Raw genomic sequence first — 17,884 nt, 5'->3', positions numbered from 1 at the left:
GGACAAGGACGGCAAGGCCGCTGTCCGATCCGGAACTTTCTGAGAGTGCGGGGGAGTGCTGACCGGCGCACTCTCAACTGGTTGTGGACGGCATCAGGCCAAGAAATCCACGACAACGTGAGAGTGCCGGATGAAATCCAGAAAGACCTGAGAGCGTCAGAGTGGCTCATCCGGTCGATCCAGCGGCGTCACGGGCACCGGATCGCGCCGTGCGATTTCCATACGCGCGTCGCGCCGCGCAGCGGCGGATGTGCGAGCGGGCTGCGAGGGCGTAGCGCTACTGACCTACCATCAAATCGCTCGCAGGCACCCCGAGCGCGTCGGCGATACGAAAAAATCGCTCGTACGGCAATCCGCGCTGGCCGCTTTCGACTCCGCTGAGCACGGAACGGTCCACACCGGAGGGGCGCCGTTAGTGGTCACGACCCCCTACAACATCTACAGCAGCTCCTGGATCGACGAGTCCGTGGTCGTCACCCGCACATAGACGCCCTCGGCTCTGCGCTGGCCGCAGTTCTTGGCGACACCGCGGCCAGAAAGTCGTCTGCGATCTTCGACCCCGCCGCGGTGAGGTCGACGGTGGCGAACCGGATGCGCCGTCCCTGGATGACGACCTCCTCATCGAAGCGGCCGTCGACCACGGGGTGCAACATCAGCCCCTCTGAAGGGTTCTCGCCCTCCGTCGCCGCCTGGGACATCAGGTAGGCGTAGATCTGGTAGACGTAGTCGCTTTTCAGCGTCGTTGCGCGGTAATAACCGGCCTCCGTGACGGAGGCGAACTTGGTGTCGATGACGATCCGGCGCGATCCTTGGCCGTCAGGGTTCGGATGTTCGAGGACGATGTCGAGCTTCATCTGCGGGAGCACAGCGTCCATCCCGGCTGACGCGTCGGAGATGTCCCACTGCTGAGTGGGGCCGTGTTTCACCTTCCATCCCTTGCGTGTCAGGTGGTGCCGGTAGATCCCGTGGGAGGCATGCTCGAACAGCGTGCGCAGGTAGTGGACGTCGTCCGCCGGCAGCGGCAGGCGACGATCGCCCTCGTCCGTGGTCGGGATGGCGAAAGTAAGCATCAGCTCAGCGGTGGCCAGCATTGTCCGGTCGCGTTGGAGCAGGCGCTGCTGTCGCAGGTGGGGCACCTCCGCCAGGCGGGGACACGGACCCCGCACACCAGCGGTCTCCATCTGGCGGGCGAGAGAGCGGTACCGCGGCTCCCGGGGTAGGAGGACGGCGGCTCGTTCGAGCGCCGCTCGGACGAGCCGGTTGGAGGGGATGTCGGTGACGATCTCGTCGAAAGTGCAGTTGACCTGGCCGCGGCTGAGCAGCTGGTGACGTTCGGTCGCGAGCTGGTTGATCCGCCCACGCACCCGCCGCTCGTTACGGGCCACGGAGCGGAACCCGACGGACAGACCACGATGGAGCCGTTGTGCGACCTCGTCGGCCAGCATCCGCGCCATCAGGTTCGGCAGCTCTTCGGGTGCGTCCTCAGCGGTGACCGGTCCGTAGCCCTCGGTCCGGAAAAAGTCGGAGGCGAAGAACTGCAGAAGCCACAGGTTGCGGACCGGGATCTGCATATTCAGGCGCCGAGGAGCTTTTTGCAGGCCTCGTCGGCGAGGTCGGGACGGTCGAACCAATATTCCTCGAGCAAGGGTCGGACGTCGGTGTCGACGACGCGTTCCCACCACTGCTTGGTGTCCAGGCCGGTGGTGTCGAGCTCGACAGTAGGTGTGAAGTAAGAGTGGCCGACGCAGTACTGGCGCCCCAGCGCGCTGTCGTTGCTGATCTGCTCGTTGAGGGCATGGACGCGCTGGCCGTAGATCTCCAACAGCTTGGGGTCGTAGCCGAGTTGGCCGACGTACTCGACCCAATCCTCGCCTAGCCGAGGCCGGAGCTCGATGAACGCGAACCGGCGGCGCAGCGCCATATCGACGATCGCCAGGGAGCGGTCGGCGACATTCATGGTTCCGATGAGGTGCAGGTTGGATGGCACGTGGAACCGCTCATCGGGTGAGCGCGGGTACGCAAGCCGCATGGCCGAGCTCGGGTTCCGCTTGTCGGCCTCGATGAGGGTTAAGAGCTCGCCGAGGACTTGGGCGGGGTTGCCGCGGTTGATCTCCTCGATGACCAGCACGTAGTCACGGGCGGGGTCGTCGGTTGCCTGCTGGCACGCTTGGAGGAAGGGCCCGTCCTCGAGGGTCAGCGCGCCACCGGTGCTACTGGTCGAAGGGCGCCATCCGCGAACGAAGTCCTCGTAGGCGAGTGAGGGATGGAACTGGAGGATCTGGACGCGACTGGTGTCACGTTCGTTGCACAGCGCCCAGCCGAGTCGGCGGGCGAGCCAGGTCTTGCCGGTACCGGGAGGGCCCTGGAGGACCAGGTTCTTTTTCGATCGGAGTCGTTCGAGCATCGGCTGCAGCTCGTCCTCGGCGAGGAAGCAGCCGTCCTCGCGGATCGAGGTGACGTCGTACGGATCGTCCGGCTCCTCGGCGATCTCGGCAACCTCAGCAAGGGGCGCATCGGTGAGCGGTTGCCCCGCAGTGTGATCGTGCGCGTCCTGAGTGCCCAAGGCGTCGACCCACGCGGCGTAGGAGAGTTCGCAGATCTTGTTATACGGCGTGGAGGATGAGGCCAGCCAGCTTTGGAGTGTTTCGGTGTTGGCGAGGAACTGCTCGCCGGTGATCTTCGCGCCGAGTGCAAGCTTGGTGACTACGTCAGGCAGGTCCTTCTTGATAAAGGCGACGTTGACGTTGTCGTAGGCGGCGAAAGTGGCGGGCCGGATCCAGTACAGGCCCATCGTCAGCAGCCGGGTGTGGCTCATCGGACATTCGTCGAAGGCGCTGACCAGATCTTCTCGGGTGTTCTCGTCGGCGTTCCTCGCATAAGCGACCGCGGCGGCAGCGAGCCGCCACAGCGTGTCGATGTCGTGTGGTCCGCGGTCGACCTCCCAGCGGATGAACCACGACTTAAGGTTGTTCGCGACCGGGACGCCCGAGAACTGGGTCGGCACCGGCGCGGTGACTCCGAACTCGCCGGCGAACGCTTCGGCGATCGCGGCGCGGGCGTCTTGCTTGATGCCTCGGTTGAAGCTGCCGAGCACGGTGAAGGGGTCGACGTCACGCAGTGGGCCATAGCTGCCGTCGAGGCGGTGGTCGCCCTTGAGGTACTTGAACAGGTGCGGGAAGCCCGAGGCCTCGGCGACTGACCAGACCTTCTGGAGCAGGGCTTCGCGATCGTTGGCGTAGCCAAGGATCCGGTCGGCCAGTTCAGGATAGAAGGTCGTCCAGGTGAAGTCGGCTGTCATCGATGTCGGCTTGGCGATGATCTGCTCGACCTCTTCGCGGCCGGTGTTGATCTTGAACAGGGTGATCAGAGAGCTGATCTCGTTCTGTGCCGCCTCGGACAGTTCGTCACGAGGCACGTCGACGGCCAGCCACTCGACCGGTCTCCAATGTCGGTGGATGTCAGCTTCCGGCTGGAACTGGTAGGCGCCGTTGACCCTGCCGATGTTGAGCGTTCGCTTGTTGCGGTTCGGGGAGACGATGACGTCGCCGACCTTGATCTCGTGGACGAAGCGGTACAGCGTGCCGGCCGAGCCGGGGATCGACTTCTGTTCGACCGCAGGCATGGTCTCGGCGAGGCGCTGCTTGAACGCGTCCCGCGAAGCTGACAGCTGCGAGAGATCGCCAGTGTCGTCCCAGCCAATGCGGACGGCCCCGTCAGCGACGGGATCGATGTCGGCCTGGTCGTTGTGAATGCCCCACATCGTGTGGTCGGTCGGGCCGGTGCTCATCGGTCGCATCCTCCGGGTTCAGACATCGTCCCCATGCTCTCAGCAAAGGGCGACAAGGTCGCCTCAAATCCGATCGTCCCAACCTGACCAGCACGCCGGGTGTGCGGCATGGTCAAGAGCCGTCCCGTAAGCCGGAAAGCAATGCCTCACCTGAGGTGATGTGGTTGCGTAGCTCGTCGACCAGGTGTCGCAGGCCGTCGCGGAGCTCAACTTGGTCGGCGGTGGCGTCGCTGATCCGTTGGTGGGCGTCGTCAGCGAGATCGTTGAGCGTTTTTTGTGCCAGCGCTGTCGCTTCTTCGCCGACGCTGACAAGTTCGGACTGGAGTTGTGCACGCTGCTGCACCGCCGCGTTCGCCGCGCGTTGTCGGTTGGCGAACTGTTCTGCGATGACGGCCAACTCTGCGATGACGGACACGCCAGCGGCGGCAGCCGCCATCCGGTCAACACCGGACGATGCTCCCAATGCGTCGGATGCGGGCGAAGTCAGCTTCAGGCCGCGACTCTGCTCGTAGTGCCGCAACGCGTTCAGGACCGCATTGCCAACCTGTCGCACCACCGGGGCGTAGATCAGCTCATCGTCGGGTGCAGGCTCAGGTCCTGATGGCTCATGTCGCAATGTTGCGGCCATTTCCTCGAACCGCTGCCAGTCCGGCCGCATGCGTTCAGTCGCGACCGTATCTCCGACGCTGCGTAACAGCTTGTCGATGTCGCGTTTGAGGGCGGCGTACCAGGCGCCGAGAGACGTCTTCAACGCCTGCGCGAAACTCTGAGCCGGATCGGGACTGTCCACGGCATCGCCAACGGCCGCCGACACCCTTCCACGCAAATCAGCCTCAGCGGCGCGAGTCAACGTGTCCAATTGCGCCAGCCACGACGCGCGCCGTTGCTCACCTTCGTCACTAACGGCCGCGTTCTCCAGGCGCGTTGCGAACTCCTCGCGCAACTGATGAAGCACTTGCTGAACCGAGCTACCCCAAAACCTCTGTGCGGCAGCTTGTCTGATATCAGCTAGAGGCGAACTACCTAAAGCAGTGATCGCAGCGATCAGTTCCGAGATTCCGTCCCAGCTGCGTGATTCGTCCCAAACAGCTGAATCGGGATTACGTTCCGTACCTGCCATCTGAGCAAAATCCTGGCAGACCACGTAAACCGGAACCCGCTCATCAAGACTCAGGGCAGCCCTGAGTTCACCCACTTTGTGCTCGCCGAGTGCACGGTAACCGTCCGGGTCATCGTCGGGATCTATCCCTGCTTCGTCGAATCGCGAAATCACAAACCACAATGATCCCGGCGCCCACTCTTGCTGCACCAAGTCGCGAAGCACAGGATATTCAGCAGTGGCCAGTTGCGGCGGCACCACGACAATACCGATGTCGGTCCGTGCGATAGCGTCCGATGCAAGTCCGGTATTCATCTCTGCGCGAGCATCGGTGCCACCCGAGACGAACCCGGGTGTGTCCCGCAACAGACACCCGGCGGCGCGAATCTCGTTGACCTCAAAGGTCTCATGTCGCGCACTAATCGTGAGCCAAGCTGGAACCTCCTGCCCGAGCTCGATAAGTAACCGGCGCAGGAGCGAACTCTTTCCGGTGTCGTACGAACCGTAGATTGTCACCACCGTCTCGGTAACGGCTGCGAAATCCTGCCAGCTTTGTTCCAGGCGTTGGCCGATCTCGCCACCGGGAACTGCATTCAGCCAATTCTTGGCGGCGTCGACATCGATGGGATCACTCATTTCCCGCTACCTCCCCGTAGCTCTTGTGCTGCAGTAATAAGTTCATCGGCCACCTCCAGTCGCCGTTCCAGCCGCTCGGCCTCCTGCTGCGCAGCACGCTGACGTCCTTCGTACTGACCCCGAAGAAGTCGGACCTGTTCGGTGCGTTCGTTCAGGTACGCCCAGGGGCCATCAGGTTCAGCAAGCAACAGTTGTATTGCGTCGTGCTTATCCGACTCCACCTGTTCCACAGCAGCATCGCGTTTGGAGTCCCAGTTCCGCGCCTTACTCGCTTGAAAGGCCCAGTCAGCTCCATCAGCGGCGACTGCGACAACACCGAACACCACCCCGACTCGCCCGACGGCTTTGCCGGCTTTGATCGCACCCCACGGTTTGAACTTGTGACCGAAGAAATGGCCAATTTGCAAGGCTGCCTCGCGGTTACCAAGCACCTTGCCCAATTGGGCTCCGAACTTCGCCACAGAGCCAGCTACCCCGGCTGCCTGCCCGACGGCATCACCGACACCACCTACCGATGCCGCGCCCGGTAGATTGAGGTTAACGTCGAATGCAGCCGCTGCCTCTTCACGGCTGATCGTAGAAGCGTGCGTCGTCGACCAGTCGTTGACCTTTGCGGTTGCTCTTTCCATGAATCTCTTCACTTCGTCCTCGGTTTCGGCACTACGCCAAGAACTGATCGCTTCGGCAAGGTCCTTCTCTTCACCGACAGTGACTGCTCGGATACGGGCGACAGCCTGGGTGACAAAGGCTGCGAGCACATCGTCGAGTTCGTGTTCTAGTGACCGCTGCAGGTAATCCGCGTCTTCGAGGCCAATATCCATTGCTGCGATTAAGGAATCATGCTTGCCTGTCTCGTTGCGGTAGGCCGCGATGTCCGCGCGAGTGTCCTCCCGCAGTACGAGGAGTGCTGAGCAGGCTTTGTCGAATCCGGCAAGCGCAGTAGCGCGCGTCAGATCGTCATCGACCCACTCCCGTAGCGCGGCAACCAGTGCGCCTATCCCATCCCAGGCCCTGTTGGCGTCGTAATCAGCTGCGGTGACCGGGTACTGCATACCTACGCTGCCGTATGGGTCGGCTGCGACACCGTGGATATGCGTAGCGTCAACCTCAATCCCGCGGGAGCGCAGTGCCGCTCCGAGTTCGGTCAGTTTGCGGTCACGGCGATTGAAGTACTCAGCGGTGGAGTCCAGCGGGTCGACGCCTAACTCGTCGCAGCGGTTCACGATGAACAGCATGCGTGGCCATTTTCCGACACCGGTCGGCATCCCATTCGCGATCGTCTGCAGCGCTGCGGTGTCGCCGATGAGTAGATTTATATGCAGCACGACGACCACCAGCGCGGCATCACGGACCCCGGCCAGGGTCAAATCATCATGGTCGGCACTTCGACTCTGAAATCCCGGCGTATCAACGATATCGATACGGCCCATCTCATAGCGGTGCACATCGTCTGTGGTCGCATCTGCGCGAATGTGCAGAGAAGCGGGCACTTCGATGCCGAACTCTGTGAACATCCGCTTGATGAAGGAGGACTTCCCAGCGCTATAGTCGCCGGCAACGACGACCGCTGGACGCGCTAGTGGGGCGGCGAGATTCGTCACCCCGACGAAGGCCTCGTCGGCTACAGCTGCCTCCGCCGCCTGCCGCAGCCACCCGCGAATGGAGGACGGTTCGGGGTGGGCGAATGCCTCCCCGATTGCATGACGCAGTGCATCGGTGTCCTCGCCGTTGCGTTCCCGACAGAAATCCGCTGAATCTGTGGTGTCGTAGCTGAGTTCAATGGACTCGTCTTGATCGAACCAATCTTCACCGAGCAGGAAACCCTTGTATCCGCCCGAGTCTTCGCCGTCTAGCAAGCGGAAGGTCGTATCAAGGAAGTGAAGGGGCGGGGTCTGCGCGATCGATGTTGCTTGCCCGCGGAGATGGGTGGTGAGAGCTCCGATGTCGGTGCTCAAGTTGGTGAGGACGATGAGCTCGATTAGGGCGGGACGCAACAGCGGTGCAGCGGCTGCCCAAGCAGATGTTGATACGCCCGAAGCGAATTGGCGCTCAATAACGTCGAAAGTGTTGTGGATGGCTCTGCGTCCTTGGCGGGCTGCTTTCGCACGAGCTTCGGCCTTCTCACGAACTGCGTCACGGCTCTTGTTGCTCCCAAACCAGTTAGAAACTGCTGCCGCCGCCCCGACCCCGACCCCCGCCGCGATACCAAGGGGCCCTCCAAGCAGAAAGGGAACGGCAACCGCCGCCACTCCTCCGGCCATACCTCCACCGCGAAGCAAGTTTGCGAACAGATCGGCCGTCTCGCCCGCGTCACCATTCAAATCGGCCTTCTCGTAGGCCGCGGCATCGTTCATTCGTAGTTCCACACCTGCCAAGGAGAGTTCCCTTGCCAGAAACGCGGCCGCTTCGGTGCTCACTCGATCGAGGGCGCCGATGAGCTCCCCGCCATCAAACACCCGCTCGGCAAAGGTCTCGGCATCAATCGTTTTGCCTTCGTGGAACGCCTGATGCTCCAAGTCTTTGTAGCGGCGCAGCGCGTTGTTGCGGGCTTCGGCAAGGTGTGGTTTGAGAAGGTTGCGAACCTGTCGAAGCAAGGAACCGTCAGATGGCGCCTTGTAGCGTTTGCGCCGTGCGCTCTCCGCGAGGGTCAGCAGATCGGAGTGCCAAACGTCATCATGCAGATCCCTTGAGCGCTCCTCGGTTTCGAGGTAACCCAGCACTTCCAGGTATTTCTGCGTGATTCGGTCAACTTCGTTCATTCGTTCGGTGAGGCGTATCCGCAGTTCTTCGAGTGACGTGGCTTCATCGATCAGTCGGGCACGGACCCCTTCCCGAAGCGACTTGAGGCGCAGCTGCGATCCACCCGCGGTAATGCCGGCAGTTAGGACACTCTCCAACGCCGCGAAGTTCGACCAGCGAGACAAGTAGTCGATTCCGTACCTATCACGATCATCGTCGAAGTTCTGCTTGGCAGGACCTTGGTATGGAGTGGCAGCCCTGGCGAACAGGGCTCGTCTGCTGGAGATGGCCACGACGGGAACATCGTCGAGGCCGATGTTGGCCAACTCCACGCGAATATTTTCGGCGTGCTGGGCGACAGGTTCAGACATATTGCGTCGGGCTGCCTGAGTGGGCACCCGCGCGGGGTGGCGCCAACGCGGGTTCCGCACATTGAGAACGGCCACGACCGGCTTGCCGTAATGGGTCACCCACGCAGCGACTTTCGCGAACTCGCTCGCCTGCTGACTCTGAGTGTCGAAGCACAGCAACACAACATCGGCGGTCTCGACCGCTTTGCGCGCAGTTGCCTCCAGCTCCTCGCGACTCTTGCGGCGGCCCCATCCGTTAATTCCCGGGGTGTCGTAAAGCTGGCAGCCGCGCCACCGGATGGGCTTTACCGTCTCCGTCCAGTCGGACGCACCGAAGGGGGAGACAGCCTCGCCGTTCAGTTCACCGAACGCGGACAACAGCGTGCTCTTGCCGGCTCCCGTCCGGCCAAAGAACGCGACGTTGAAGGTCGATAGCACTTTGGACTGTTCAGCGAGATGGGTGGATAGCTCGTCGGCAAAGCGCAGCCGCATTTGGGCGAACTCGCCCATTACGGCATCCAAATCACCGTCTCTGACGAGCTTCGCGCCAGCATCGTCGTAGACCGCTGCCGCAACATCGATAACTGACGCCAGCTCCGCTATCTCCCGCTGACCGAACTCCAAGGCGTCAGCCAACGCCTCCTTGAAGGAGCTGTCAGAACTGGATTCATACATGACGGGATTCCCCTTGCCGCAACTGCGTTGCAAATCTTGACGGTGACGTGCATCCCGAGCTCGGTGATTTCGCAGTCGAACGGCCTACGCTCGTCACAGGGTTCGCTTCAACGAGTCGGACGCTCTTCCTGCCAGTTGGCATCGTTAGCGCCGGTGTCGGACCGAAGCCGGTCAGCGATGAGTGGTGGTAGGTCGGCGATGTCGATCCCGCCAGCCGCGTGCGCATTCTTCCAGCGATGATCGAGTTCGCGCTTGCCGAGTGACCCGTCTTGCAGCACTCGTGGTCCCCAAATTCTGACCTCGACGAGCACCCCGCGGGTCCACTCGGCGGTGAACGAGGTCGGGCGAAACGGCTGGACGAACCCTTCGCCGTTCACGCCGCACAGCATGTCGGGCAGGCTGTCTGGTTCGAGCTGAAAGCGCGTCAGTTTGTTGTCTGGAGTCGCGCAGGTAGGACCGGGATGGCGGACAAGATGCGACTCCGTGGACGGGTCCACCGCTCTTAAATCTCGAGAATCATCGCCTGCTGTGTCGGCGACTTGATTGGACGGCGGACCAGCGACGAGGTCGGCGCGTGGGCTCACCCTTAAGTCGACAGTCACTGGGCTGTGATCGCTGTACGAGAGCCAATCGGAGTGAACGCCGACTGTGACGGTCTGGACGGCTTCTGGCCGGGACACGAATGTGTAGTCGATGTGGTAGGGCTTGTCGGCGTTTCTGGTCCACCACAGTGTCGGGTCTGGCTCTGCCCCACGTTCGCAGCCGCGGGTGTGGTGGTAGGAACTGACAAACCCGCGTGCTTCCAACTGGTCCATGAAGTCGCCGAACTTGGCCCGCTTGGTGGGCTTGTCCCATCGAACCGAGTTGTTGAAGTCGCCGCTGATGATCACCAGATCGGCCGGGCCAGAGAGGAACTGCTCGTAGTGGTCGATGGAGGCGCGGCAAGCCCCGAGCTGCCGAGCCAATAGGTGCCCAGTCCCTCGGTGATTCATGTCCCATACCGCCAGCAGCCGGATATGCCCTGGGCCGGTGACATGCACGGGCATCACCCACTGGAACCCGTGGTCGTAGTCGTCATCGATGGCTAGTTGCCATCCGTTGAACGCGGCGACTGAGAGGCCCTTGTTTTGATTGCCGCCGATCCATTCCACGGATGTCGCTCCGACCGCCTGCAGTGCGTCTCTCGCTGAGGCGGTGCCGGCAGATTCGGGCAGGACCGCGACGGTGGGGTTCAGCGCCGCCAGTAGGTGCGCTTTGGTGTGGAGGGACATCGCGACGTTCCACTCGACGAGGCGCACTGAGATTGCGTTACTGGCCATGCGGTCGAGGATGCCATCGACTCATACCGCTGGCTGTAGGTTCTGGCTGTGCGGATATCCAGAATCAGTTTGGGTGGCTATCGGGCGGTCCCCGTCGAGGAGTTCGATGTCGGACCATTCACCGTGTTGTTCGGGAAGAACAACGTCGGCAAGACCTACGTGCTCGAAGCGATTTTCAGCGTGCTTGCTCCACACGTCTTCGCCGACGGAAAACAACGCATCCGTGACCTGCGTGCAGACACTGGTAGCTACGGAGCCGTGTACGTCGATCTGGACCGGGGGCTGGAGTTCGATGATGCTGTCCTGGCTTTGATCCCTGACAACGTGGATGGCGGCTACCTCCGGCTTCCAAGACTGCCGCAAGACCAGGTTTGCTATGTCAGCACTCCGGATAATGAGAGCCTGCCCAACCCCGACAGCCAGCAGGAACTTTGGTTCGTGGACCTGCGCGACTACTGGACAAAGACTGACTTGGATGGGGAGATCCGCGACGAAATTTCCGGCGAAGTTCACACGGTTGACCATCGAACCCGACTGGTCGGCGCCGAGCCGCATGTGCGGCCCGTGTTCCTAGGCTGGGAGTTCTCCGACGTTGACCGATGGGTGACTTCCGCAATCGCCGATCTGAGCGTCGTATCAGGTGGCATGCAGGAAACAGATGACGGGTCCAACACATATATCCCCGGCTCCCGTGGAGTTCTGATGAGGATTCAAGGGGCAGCCGAGGATGATCGTTATAAGGAGCTGGAAGGCGTCCTCGGCGTGCTGGGTCTCGAGCACACCCGGCCGGTGATAAACCCCAGTACCGACACCTGGCGAGTTCGGCCAGAGGTAGCCGCACGACTGGATCAGCTGGCCGCGTTGGCTACCGATCTTCTGCCCGACTTCCTCGATGGCCTGATCCGCACGGAACTTGAAGTTCCGACTGAATGGGCCGGTTCACCCTATGTCCGTGTGCAGTACGTGGAACGGGGAAGCGACCGCGGGCACCCCATCAACGACTTCGGCCGGGGCGCCTCCCGGTGGCTGTCCATCGCGCTCCAGGTGGCAATCCACATCATGGAGAAAGACTGGCTGACATCAGCCGTACTCGATGACGCGGCGAGGAAGTTTTCGGGTTCAGTTCTCCTGGTCGACGAACCCGAAGCACACCTTCACCCATCCGCGGTCGCGAGTGTGGTTCGGTGGTGTCGCCGCGTGGTGAGTGCCGGTTTCCAGGTTGTGGCCGCATCGCACCACGAAGAGTTTCTGCGAACGACCGGCAGCGATGTGAGGTTCGTCAAGATGACCCGTGGCGCCGGAACCTGGACCGACGTGATGGGCGAGGTCCACGATGCTGTCCTCACCCGCGCCCGCACGTTGTCAACTGAAGCGACCCCCGTGTTGCAGGAACTAGCCGCCGAGGTCGGCATGCACCCTGCTGTGGCGCTGTCTCTCCGTCGGGCCGTCTTGTTCGTCGAGGGCACCCTCGATGAAGCGGTGCTAGACGAGTACGCCGGACAATCGCTCGACGCCGCCGGGGTGCTGATCGTCCCCATTCACGGCACGAAGAACCTCGAAGGGTTGATCGACTCCGAACTCACCGTCCGCCTGGGCATCAAGATGGGCATCCTCACCGACAACACCGTCACCGCCACGATGCGTGAGCGCCCCAAGAAGAAGCGGTCAGGGGAAGAACGCAAAGTCATCAAGTTGGTCGAGACATTCGAGTCCAGGGGTTTGCCTGAGCTGACCGTCTTCGGGGTGCCTGAAGACGACTTGCTATTCGCGTTGCCGGCAGATGGCATTCGTGCGCACGCAACAGGTCTCGCGGAGGGCAACGTGGCGGACTTTCCGGGTTGGCATGAGCTACGACAAGAGTGCCGCGACGCCTTCGGGAAGACCTCGTCGGACTCTGTTGACTGGAAGACCTACGCCCAGGAGCACTACGGGCTCGCCATCACAACTCCGGAAGGGGTAAGGCGCCTCGTCCGCGCCCTCGACCTGGCAGGGGTGGAGATGCCGTCCGTACGTCGGGTGGTCGACCAGATCGTCGGCTGGGCTGGAAGTTAGGCGGACGCAGTAGGGCCACCCGAGAAGGGTTGGCTCTCGAGAACGCGATCGTGTCCGGGCCAGTGCTCGCTTGCTGGCTTGACGACTCCGACGATTCTCCGTGAACGCTAATCCCAGTACACGTCGGAGTCGTTTCGTTCGCCAGGCCACGGGCCGTCGCTGTTGAGATCCACAAGGTCCATCTCGGCGAGCGTGTCGACTACCTCATGCAGTGAGAGCGGTCAGCCACGACGAAATATTGCCACACTCGCCAGAAGTTGCTGCAGCACCCCACCGAGTGACGAAATTCGACCAATCTCCGAGATCCCCGGCTACCGTGGTGATGCGTGGGGGAGACACCGCGGGACGAAGCTGACCATCTGTCGCCTGGTCAACGCTCAACAATCCGTCGGGCGGTGCAACAAGCGGTCGATGAACACGGCATTGAGTGGGCAATGCGCAACACCTGCGCCCAGCTCGAAGCTAAGTACGGCATCTCCTACGACACCATCGAGTACCTGCTCCATGACGAGTTGCCGGCGGCGTTGCCCGAGGAGTTGCTGACTTCGGGCCAGCGGAACAAGATCCGACGAGACTTCAGTGCTGCGACCTCCACTACCGACCCCACCCGCCGACGCACTGCCGCCGCCGAGGTGGTCAAGCGCTCCGCCGAGCACTTCGGAGTGTCCGAAGACACCATCCGCGCCGTTGTCGGTATCGACGGCGATACTGTTCGGCCAACGCCACCACCCGGAGGACCACCTGTGCCTGTAGCTGCCCCGTCCCTGCCCGAGCCCGGTCAGGTTGTTGAGGTGCGCGGTTCGACGTGGGCGGTCGCCAATGTTCAAGCCCAGGGTCTACCGCTCAGCCCGGCTGACGACGCAGCCGCGAAGCTGAATCATGTCGTCGACCTGCAGTCGCTCGACGAGGATCGCCTCGGTGAACAGCTGTCGGTGATCTGGGAGCTAGAGGTCGGCAAGACCGTCACCCCACCGCAAGGATTGCCCGAGCACATCAACCCAGAGGGCTTTGATGATCCGGTCACCTTGGCCGGCTTCATCGACGCGATGCGCTGGGGCGCGGTCACCTCGGCAGATCCGAACCGCTACCAGGCGCCCTTCTGGTCGGGGGTCACCGTGGAGGCATACCAGCTCGAACCACTGCGTCGGGCGTTGACCAGCCCGCGGACCAACCTGCTTCTGGCCGATGACGTTGGATTGGGCAAGACCATCGAGGCCGGCCTGGTGGTGCAGGAACTGTTCCTGCGGCATCGTGCCCGCACAGCAGTGATCGTGTGCCCGCCAAGCTTGGCGTTGAAGTGGCAGGACGAGATGCGGGACAAATTCGGCCTGCAGTTCGTCATCGTCAACAGTGAACTGATGGCCGAGGTGCGCCGCACCCACGGCCTGCACGCCAACCCCTTCCAGCTGTATCCGCGGGTGATCGTGTCCATGGCGTGGCTGCCACAGGTGCGCTGCCAGCGCCTGCTGCGCGACGTCTACGCCCAGGCCAAGAACCCCAAGCTGGGCAAGCGCTTCGCCTTCGACATGCTCATCGTCGATTTTTCCTCTCGCATTCACCCTGTACGACACGTACGTCAACACGGTGAAATGCGGCTGTGTCACACACCTCGACGGTACTGTTCACGACACCCGATGAGGATGACTGGATCTGGCCGTGTTGAGGGGGGCGGGTGCACTCGGGAACGCTGGAGTACTTCGTTCAGGCCGCGAACCACAAGGACAATTCGCAGAGCTTCTCGATATTCGACGCCGGCACCGCCAAGATCCATTCCCGCAGCGACCGCTGGCTGAGAACCTTTTCCGAAGGCACCCAGCGCACCTACGCCTACCACCTGGTTGATCACTTGCGGTGGCTCAAGGCCGTTAACGCGTCTGAGGAGGCGGTGAGTCTCGAGGACCTCCGTCGATACATGGCGCTGTGCGGTGCCGAGCACGCGGGGCCGCTGGGCTCTCCGTGGCTCGACGCACCGCTCAGCGCGTCGACACTGCAAGTCCGTGCCGCAGTGGTAAAGGGCTACTACCTCGACGTGACGGCGCGGGAGCGCATCAACGACGAGTTGAACAAGCAACTCACTGAAACCCGGCTGCCAACCCGCGCACTGAAAGACAAGCAGTTCCTTGCCCACGTCTCCGGTCTGCAGTTGCCCGCGAATCCACTTGCCCCAGCGGCGCCACCGCGACGCCATCCGCGGCTCTTGCCCGACGGGGTGGCTGCTGCGCTGATCGACTCGGTCAACACCGCCCGTGATCGCATGATCGTGACGTGGCTGAAGGACTCCGGCATACGAGTTGGCGAGTTGTGCGGCCTGCACCATGTCGATCTGCACTTGCGGCCCAACCATGAATGCGGCGAAGAGAAGCTCGCCCATTTCCACGTCGTCAAACGTTCAAACCCCAATCGTGCGAGGGCCAAACGTGGCAAGCCCGCCCGGCTGGAAGATGCCGTTGTCCGGGGCGGGAGTGTCCGCTACGCAAGCCCGGCGATGATCGAGACGTACTTGGAGTACCTCACCGACGAATACTTTGACGTGCGCGGGCTAGCGACAACCAATCTCGTTCTCGTCCAACTTCAGAACGACGTCGGCGTGCCGCTCTCAACCCACGCCGTGCGCCAGATGCTCGCGCGAGCTGGAAAGCGTGCCGGTGCCGGGAAGGTGCGGCCACACGCATTTCGCCACACGTGGGCAACAGCTTTGACTGAAGTTAGCGGGATGCCCGCGCTTACCGCGAAGGCCGGTGGTTGGGCAAGCGCGAAGACCGTTGAGGAAACATATCTTCACCTCGCAGCCAGCGAGGTCGTCAGCGCGTCGTTGGAACGTGTATGGAGCAGGAACGAAACGTGAGTGATACCAGCAACCTTGCGGTAGACGACGCAGCACTGGTTGCCCCGGCAACCGCGCGGCTGGTGCGGCTCTCGACCGTCGATGCATTCATGAAACTCTCGCCCCTGCAGCGGTTCCAAGAACTCATCGCAGGACCGAGTTTCCATGAGTATCTGCGTGCAGAACCCATCAAGTTTCGCGGCCGTGATCCCGACTATGGCTACCTGTGCGATATCCCGGGCTGCGAACTGTCCACAGCGGGCAAGGTCTACTGCTTGAGCCACCAGAACGAGCGGCTTGACGCAGAAAAAAACGGGATACCGGAACCGGAATGGAGGCAACAAGCCCGACCGCGCAATCTGCCTGCCCATTTCGACACATCGCGCACCGGCATCGTGTCCTTGGCTGGGCTGCCGCCACTGGCCGCAGCCGAAATCCGGTACGCGATCTTCGCCAACGCGACATCACCACGACCAACGAAGTGGAACCCGAAGTGGTTGCGGGCGCTGATCGAAGGTCTCGAAGAAAAAGGTGTCGCGTCGATCATGGAAATCGACACCACGAGGCGTGCACCGGGAACAGGCAGGAAGAAGAATCTGAAGCACTGGCCGAAGTACGGCCAAGTCTGCGATTTGATGATCGCGGTCATGCAGGGCCACTGCTCGTCGGTGCATGTCACCCGCGCGGAGAGCCGTGAGTTGGGCTACATCGACGCGCTGCATTGGGGCTTTCGCCTTAAGGACCGCCGGTCACCGTTCGACCTCAGGTCAATAACCCAGGATTGGTTGCGCACTCTCACTTGGGATCTCATTGCAGCAATCTTCGACTCCCCGGATCGCCCCCGAACCCAATCGTCGCTAGAGCAGCTCAGGCGCTGCTCGGTGACACTCAGCGCGTACTTGGAGTGGTCGGTCCCAGATGGTGGGGCGGACGCCACGCAGCTCACCGAGGATGTCGGCCGAGCCTTTGTGGCTGATTTGACTCGCCGTGCACAGAACAGCGAGCCGCAACTCGGCCTCTATTTGGTAGATGGTCAGCCGAGCACTGCGACGGAACTCAGCAAGTCGTTGACGTTCAACGGGCTCAGGCGGCTCATGCGCTACGCGCTGGATAGCGGTGTCGCGGAGGCCGTCGGATTGCGTAGGGACTTCATGCTCGCCTTCCCGGAAGGCAAAATGCGGCACTCAAAACGGCCCAGGCCGTTGAGCGATGACGTGTTCGAACACCTTATCTCCCCGACGAACATGCAGCTGCTCGCCGCCAGGGACCCCAATGACCTTGGCATTGAGGATATCTGGTTCATTCAAATCCGAGTTGGGCGCCGGATCGGTGAAGTTGTCAATCTCCGCTACGACTGCGTCAGCGAGCACTTGGGCCGCAAATATGCCTGGTTCGACATGACGAAGGTCAACCAGCTCGACTACGGCGTCCTGATACCAGACGACGTGTTCTGGGTCATCCGCGAACGGCAGAAGAAGACTGCCGAAAGATATCGCCTCAAGCACGGTGCTACACCCACCGGGAAGACAGCGCAGAAGATCGCGCTGTTTCCCAGCACCACGCGAAACTCACACTTCGTCAACGCAATAGCCATCGCTACCTTCCAGGACCGCTTTAAGAAGTGGCTGGAAGACATCGAGCTGCCCGGACACGTCAGCCACCAGGCGCGGCACACCCTCGCAACGCGGCTCGTCGATGCCGGCGCACCGATGGTCGTTGTGAAGCAGATTCTCGGCCATGTATCCGAACGAATGTCGGAGCATTACACGCTCATCTCGTCAGCCAGGATCGAACCTTACTTACAGCAAGTGTGGGTGACAGGTCCCGGCAGCAGTGCGCCGGGCGAACTCGTCCGGACTCCGGATCCTTCGGCCAATTCCGCTATCCAACTCAACCTGATCGACATCGCTGCGCTACCGACCGAAGGAGGGCTGTGCACCTTCAAGCCTGTCGTCGGCGGTGCCGAATGCCCAAAGGGGCGGCACTGCAACGATTGCGAAGACTTTGTCCTGACCGGCGCAGACTATGCGTACTGGAAACGTCAAGAGGAACGGTGGGCGACCTATGCAGAGAACGCACCCAATGAGTCGTCTCGCGCCTACGTTTACCGACTATTTCAAAACTCGTCGATGGCGATCGCCGGGCTGGAGAAGGCGCTGTCGACCCTGGGGCTCCTAGAGCAGGCGAAGAACGTCGATTTGCGTAACCCGTACCAGGACTTCTTCGACCCGATCTGGAACCGCGGCTGGCGGGCAAAGGACCTCATCGACCTCACCGAACGGGCCACCGCCGCTGACCTTTCCGAAATGCCGCAGCTCGGATCAGAAGACGAGGGGGCTGCATGACGCAAAGATCCGGTCCACCAAGAGCGGCGATAGCTGCTCGCAAAAAGGACTCTCTTAC

At 62.0% G+C, this 17,884-nt stretch carries 10 protein-coding genes; 4 read left to right on the top strand and 6 right to left on the bottom strand.

Going from position 1 to position 17,884, the window contains the following annotated elements; genetic code table 11:
• Positions 1-277: 277 nt before the first annotated feature.
• From A7U43_RS29205 to A7U43_RS16280, 6 genes are all read right to left on the bottom strand, one after another.
• Positions 278-385 (bottom strand): helix-turn-helix domain-containing protein, encoded by a 108-nt coding sequence (locus tag A7U43_RS29205; protein WP_231963338.1) that lies wholly within the window; start codon positions 383-385, stop codon positions 278-280.
• Between the two features lie 88 nt (positions 386-473).
• A complete protein-coding gene (locus tag A7U43_RS16300) occupies positions 474-1,571 on the bottom strand; it encodes a 5-methylcytosine restriction system specificity protein McrC (RefSeq protein ID WP_024445205.1) in 1,098 nt (365 codons plus the stop codon).
• A gap of 2 nt (positions 1,572-1,573) precedes the next feature.
• The gene (locus A7U43_RS30340) at positions 1,574-3,787 is read right to left on the bottom strand and encodes an AAA family ATPase (RefSeq protein ID WP_067997266.1); all 2,214 of its coding nucleotides are present in this window, start codon (positions 3,785-3,787) and stop codon (positions 1,574-1,576) included.
• 112 nt (positions 3,788-3,899) lie between these two features.
• Complete coding sequence (locus A7U43_RS16290) at positions 3,900-5,522, bottom strand: GTPase domain-containing protein (protein ID WP_067997265.1); 1,623 nt, start codon at positions 5,520-5,522, stop codon at positions 3,900-3,902.
• Complete coding sequence (locus A7U43_RS16285; protein ID WP_067997260.1) at positions 5,519-9,286, bottom strand: GTPase; 3,768 nt, start codon at positions 9,284-9,286, stop codon at positions 5,519-5,521. Before A7U43_RS16285 ends, A7U43_RS16290 begins: the two co-directional genes overlap by 4 nt.
• 107 nt (positions 9,287-9,393) lie before the next feature.
• Complete coding sequence (locus A7U43_RS16280) at positions 9,394-10,605, bottom strand: exonuclease/endonuclease/phosphatase family protein (RefSeq protein ID WP_067997258.1); 1,212 nt, start codon at positions 10,603-10,605, stop codon at positions 9,394-9,396.
• Positions 10,606-10,653: 48 nt separating this feature from the next.
• On the opposite strand from A7U43_RS16280, the gene A7U43_RS16275 reads away from it, so the two are divergent.
• From A7U43_RS16275 to A7U43_RS16260, 4 genes are all read left to right on the top strand, one after another.
• Positions 10,654-12,657: an AAA family ATPase gene (locus A7U43_RS16275; RefSeq protein ID WP_067997256.1), complete on the top strand. Its 2,004-nt coding sequence runs from the start codon at positions 10,654-10,656 to the stop codon at positions 12,655-12,657.
• A 326-nt stretch (positions 12,658-12,983) separates the two neighbouring features.
• Positions 12,984-14,450, top strand: coding sequence for an SNF2-related protein (locus A7U43_RS30335; protein ID WP_231963337.1), 1,467 nt, complete (start codon positions 12,984-12,986; stop codon positions 14,448-14,450).
• 53 nt (positions 14,451-14,503) lie between these two features.
• Positions 14,504-15,502: a tyrosine-type recombinase/integrase gene (locus A7U43_RS16265; protein ID WP_231963692.1), complete on the top strand. Its 999-nt coding sequence runs from the start codon at positions 14,504-14,506 to the stop codon at positions 15,500-15,502.
• A complete protein-coding gene (locus A7U43_RS16260) occupies positions 15,499-17,826 on the top strand; it encodes a tyrosine-type recombinase/integrase (protein ID WP_067997252.1) in 2,328 nt (775 codons plus the stop codon). Before A7U43_RS16265 ends, A7U43_RS16260 begins: the two co-directional genes overlap by 4 nt.
• Positions 17,827-17,884 lie beyond the last annotated feature (58 nt).

Origin of the sequence: Mycobacterium adipatum (assembly GCF_001644575.1) — a bacterium.
In the GTDB taxonomy this organism is placed as follows: Bacteria; Actinomycetota; Actinomycetes; order Mycobacteriales; family Mycobacteriaceae; genus Mycobacterium; species Mycobacterium adipatum.
Note: the sequence above shows the minus strand (reverse complement) of the source record. Positions and strands in the feature narration are given on the sequence as shown.

Excerpts from the sequence above, each read along its gene's own strand:
- A7U43_RS16300 (WP_024445205.1), bottom strand. The coding sequence starts at position 1,571 with ATGCAGATCCCGGTCCGCAACCTGTGGCTTCTGCAGTTCTTCGCCTCC.
- A7U43_RS30340 (WP_067997266.1), bottom strand. The coding sequence starts at position 3,787 with ATGAGCACCGGCCCGACCGACCACACGATGTGGGGCATTCACAACGAC.
- A7U43_RS16290 (WP_067997265.1), bottom strand. The coding sequence starts at position 5,522 with ATGAGTGATCCCATCGATGTCGACGCCGCCAAGAATTGGCTGAATGCA.
- A7U43_RS16285 (WP_067997260.1), bottom strand. The coding sequence starts at position 9,286 with ATGTATGAATCCAGTTCTGACAGCTCCTTCAAGGAGGCGTTGGCTGAC.
- A7U43_RS16280 (WP_067997258.1), bottom strand. The coding sequence starts at position 10,605 with ATGGCCAGTAACGCAATCTCAGTGCGCCTCGTCGAGTGGAACGTCGCG.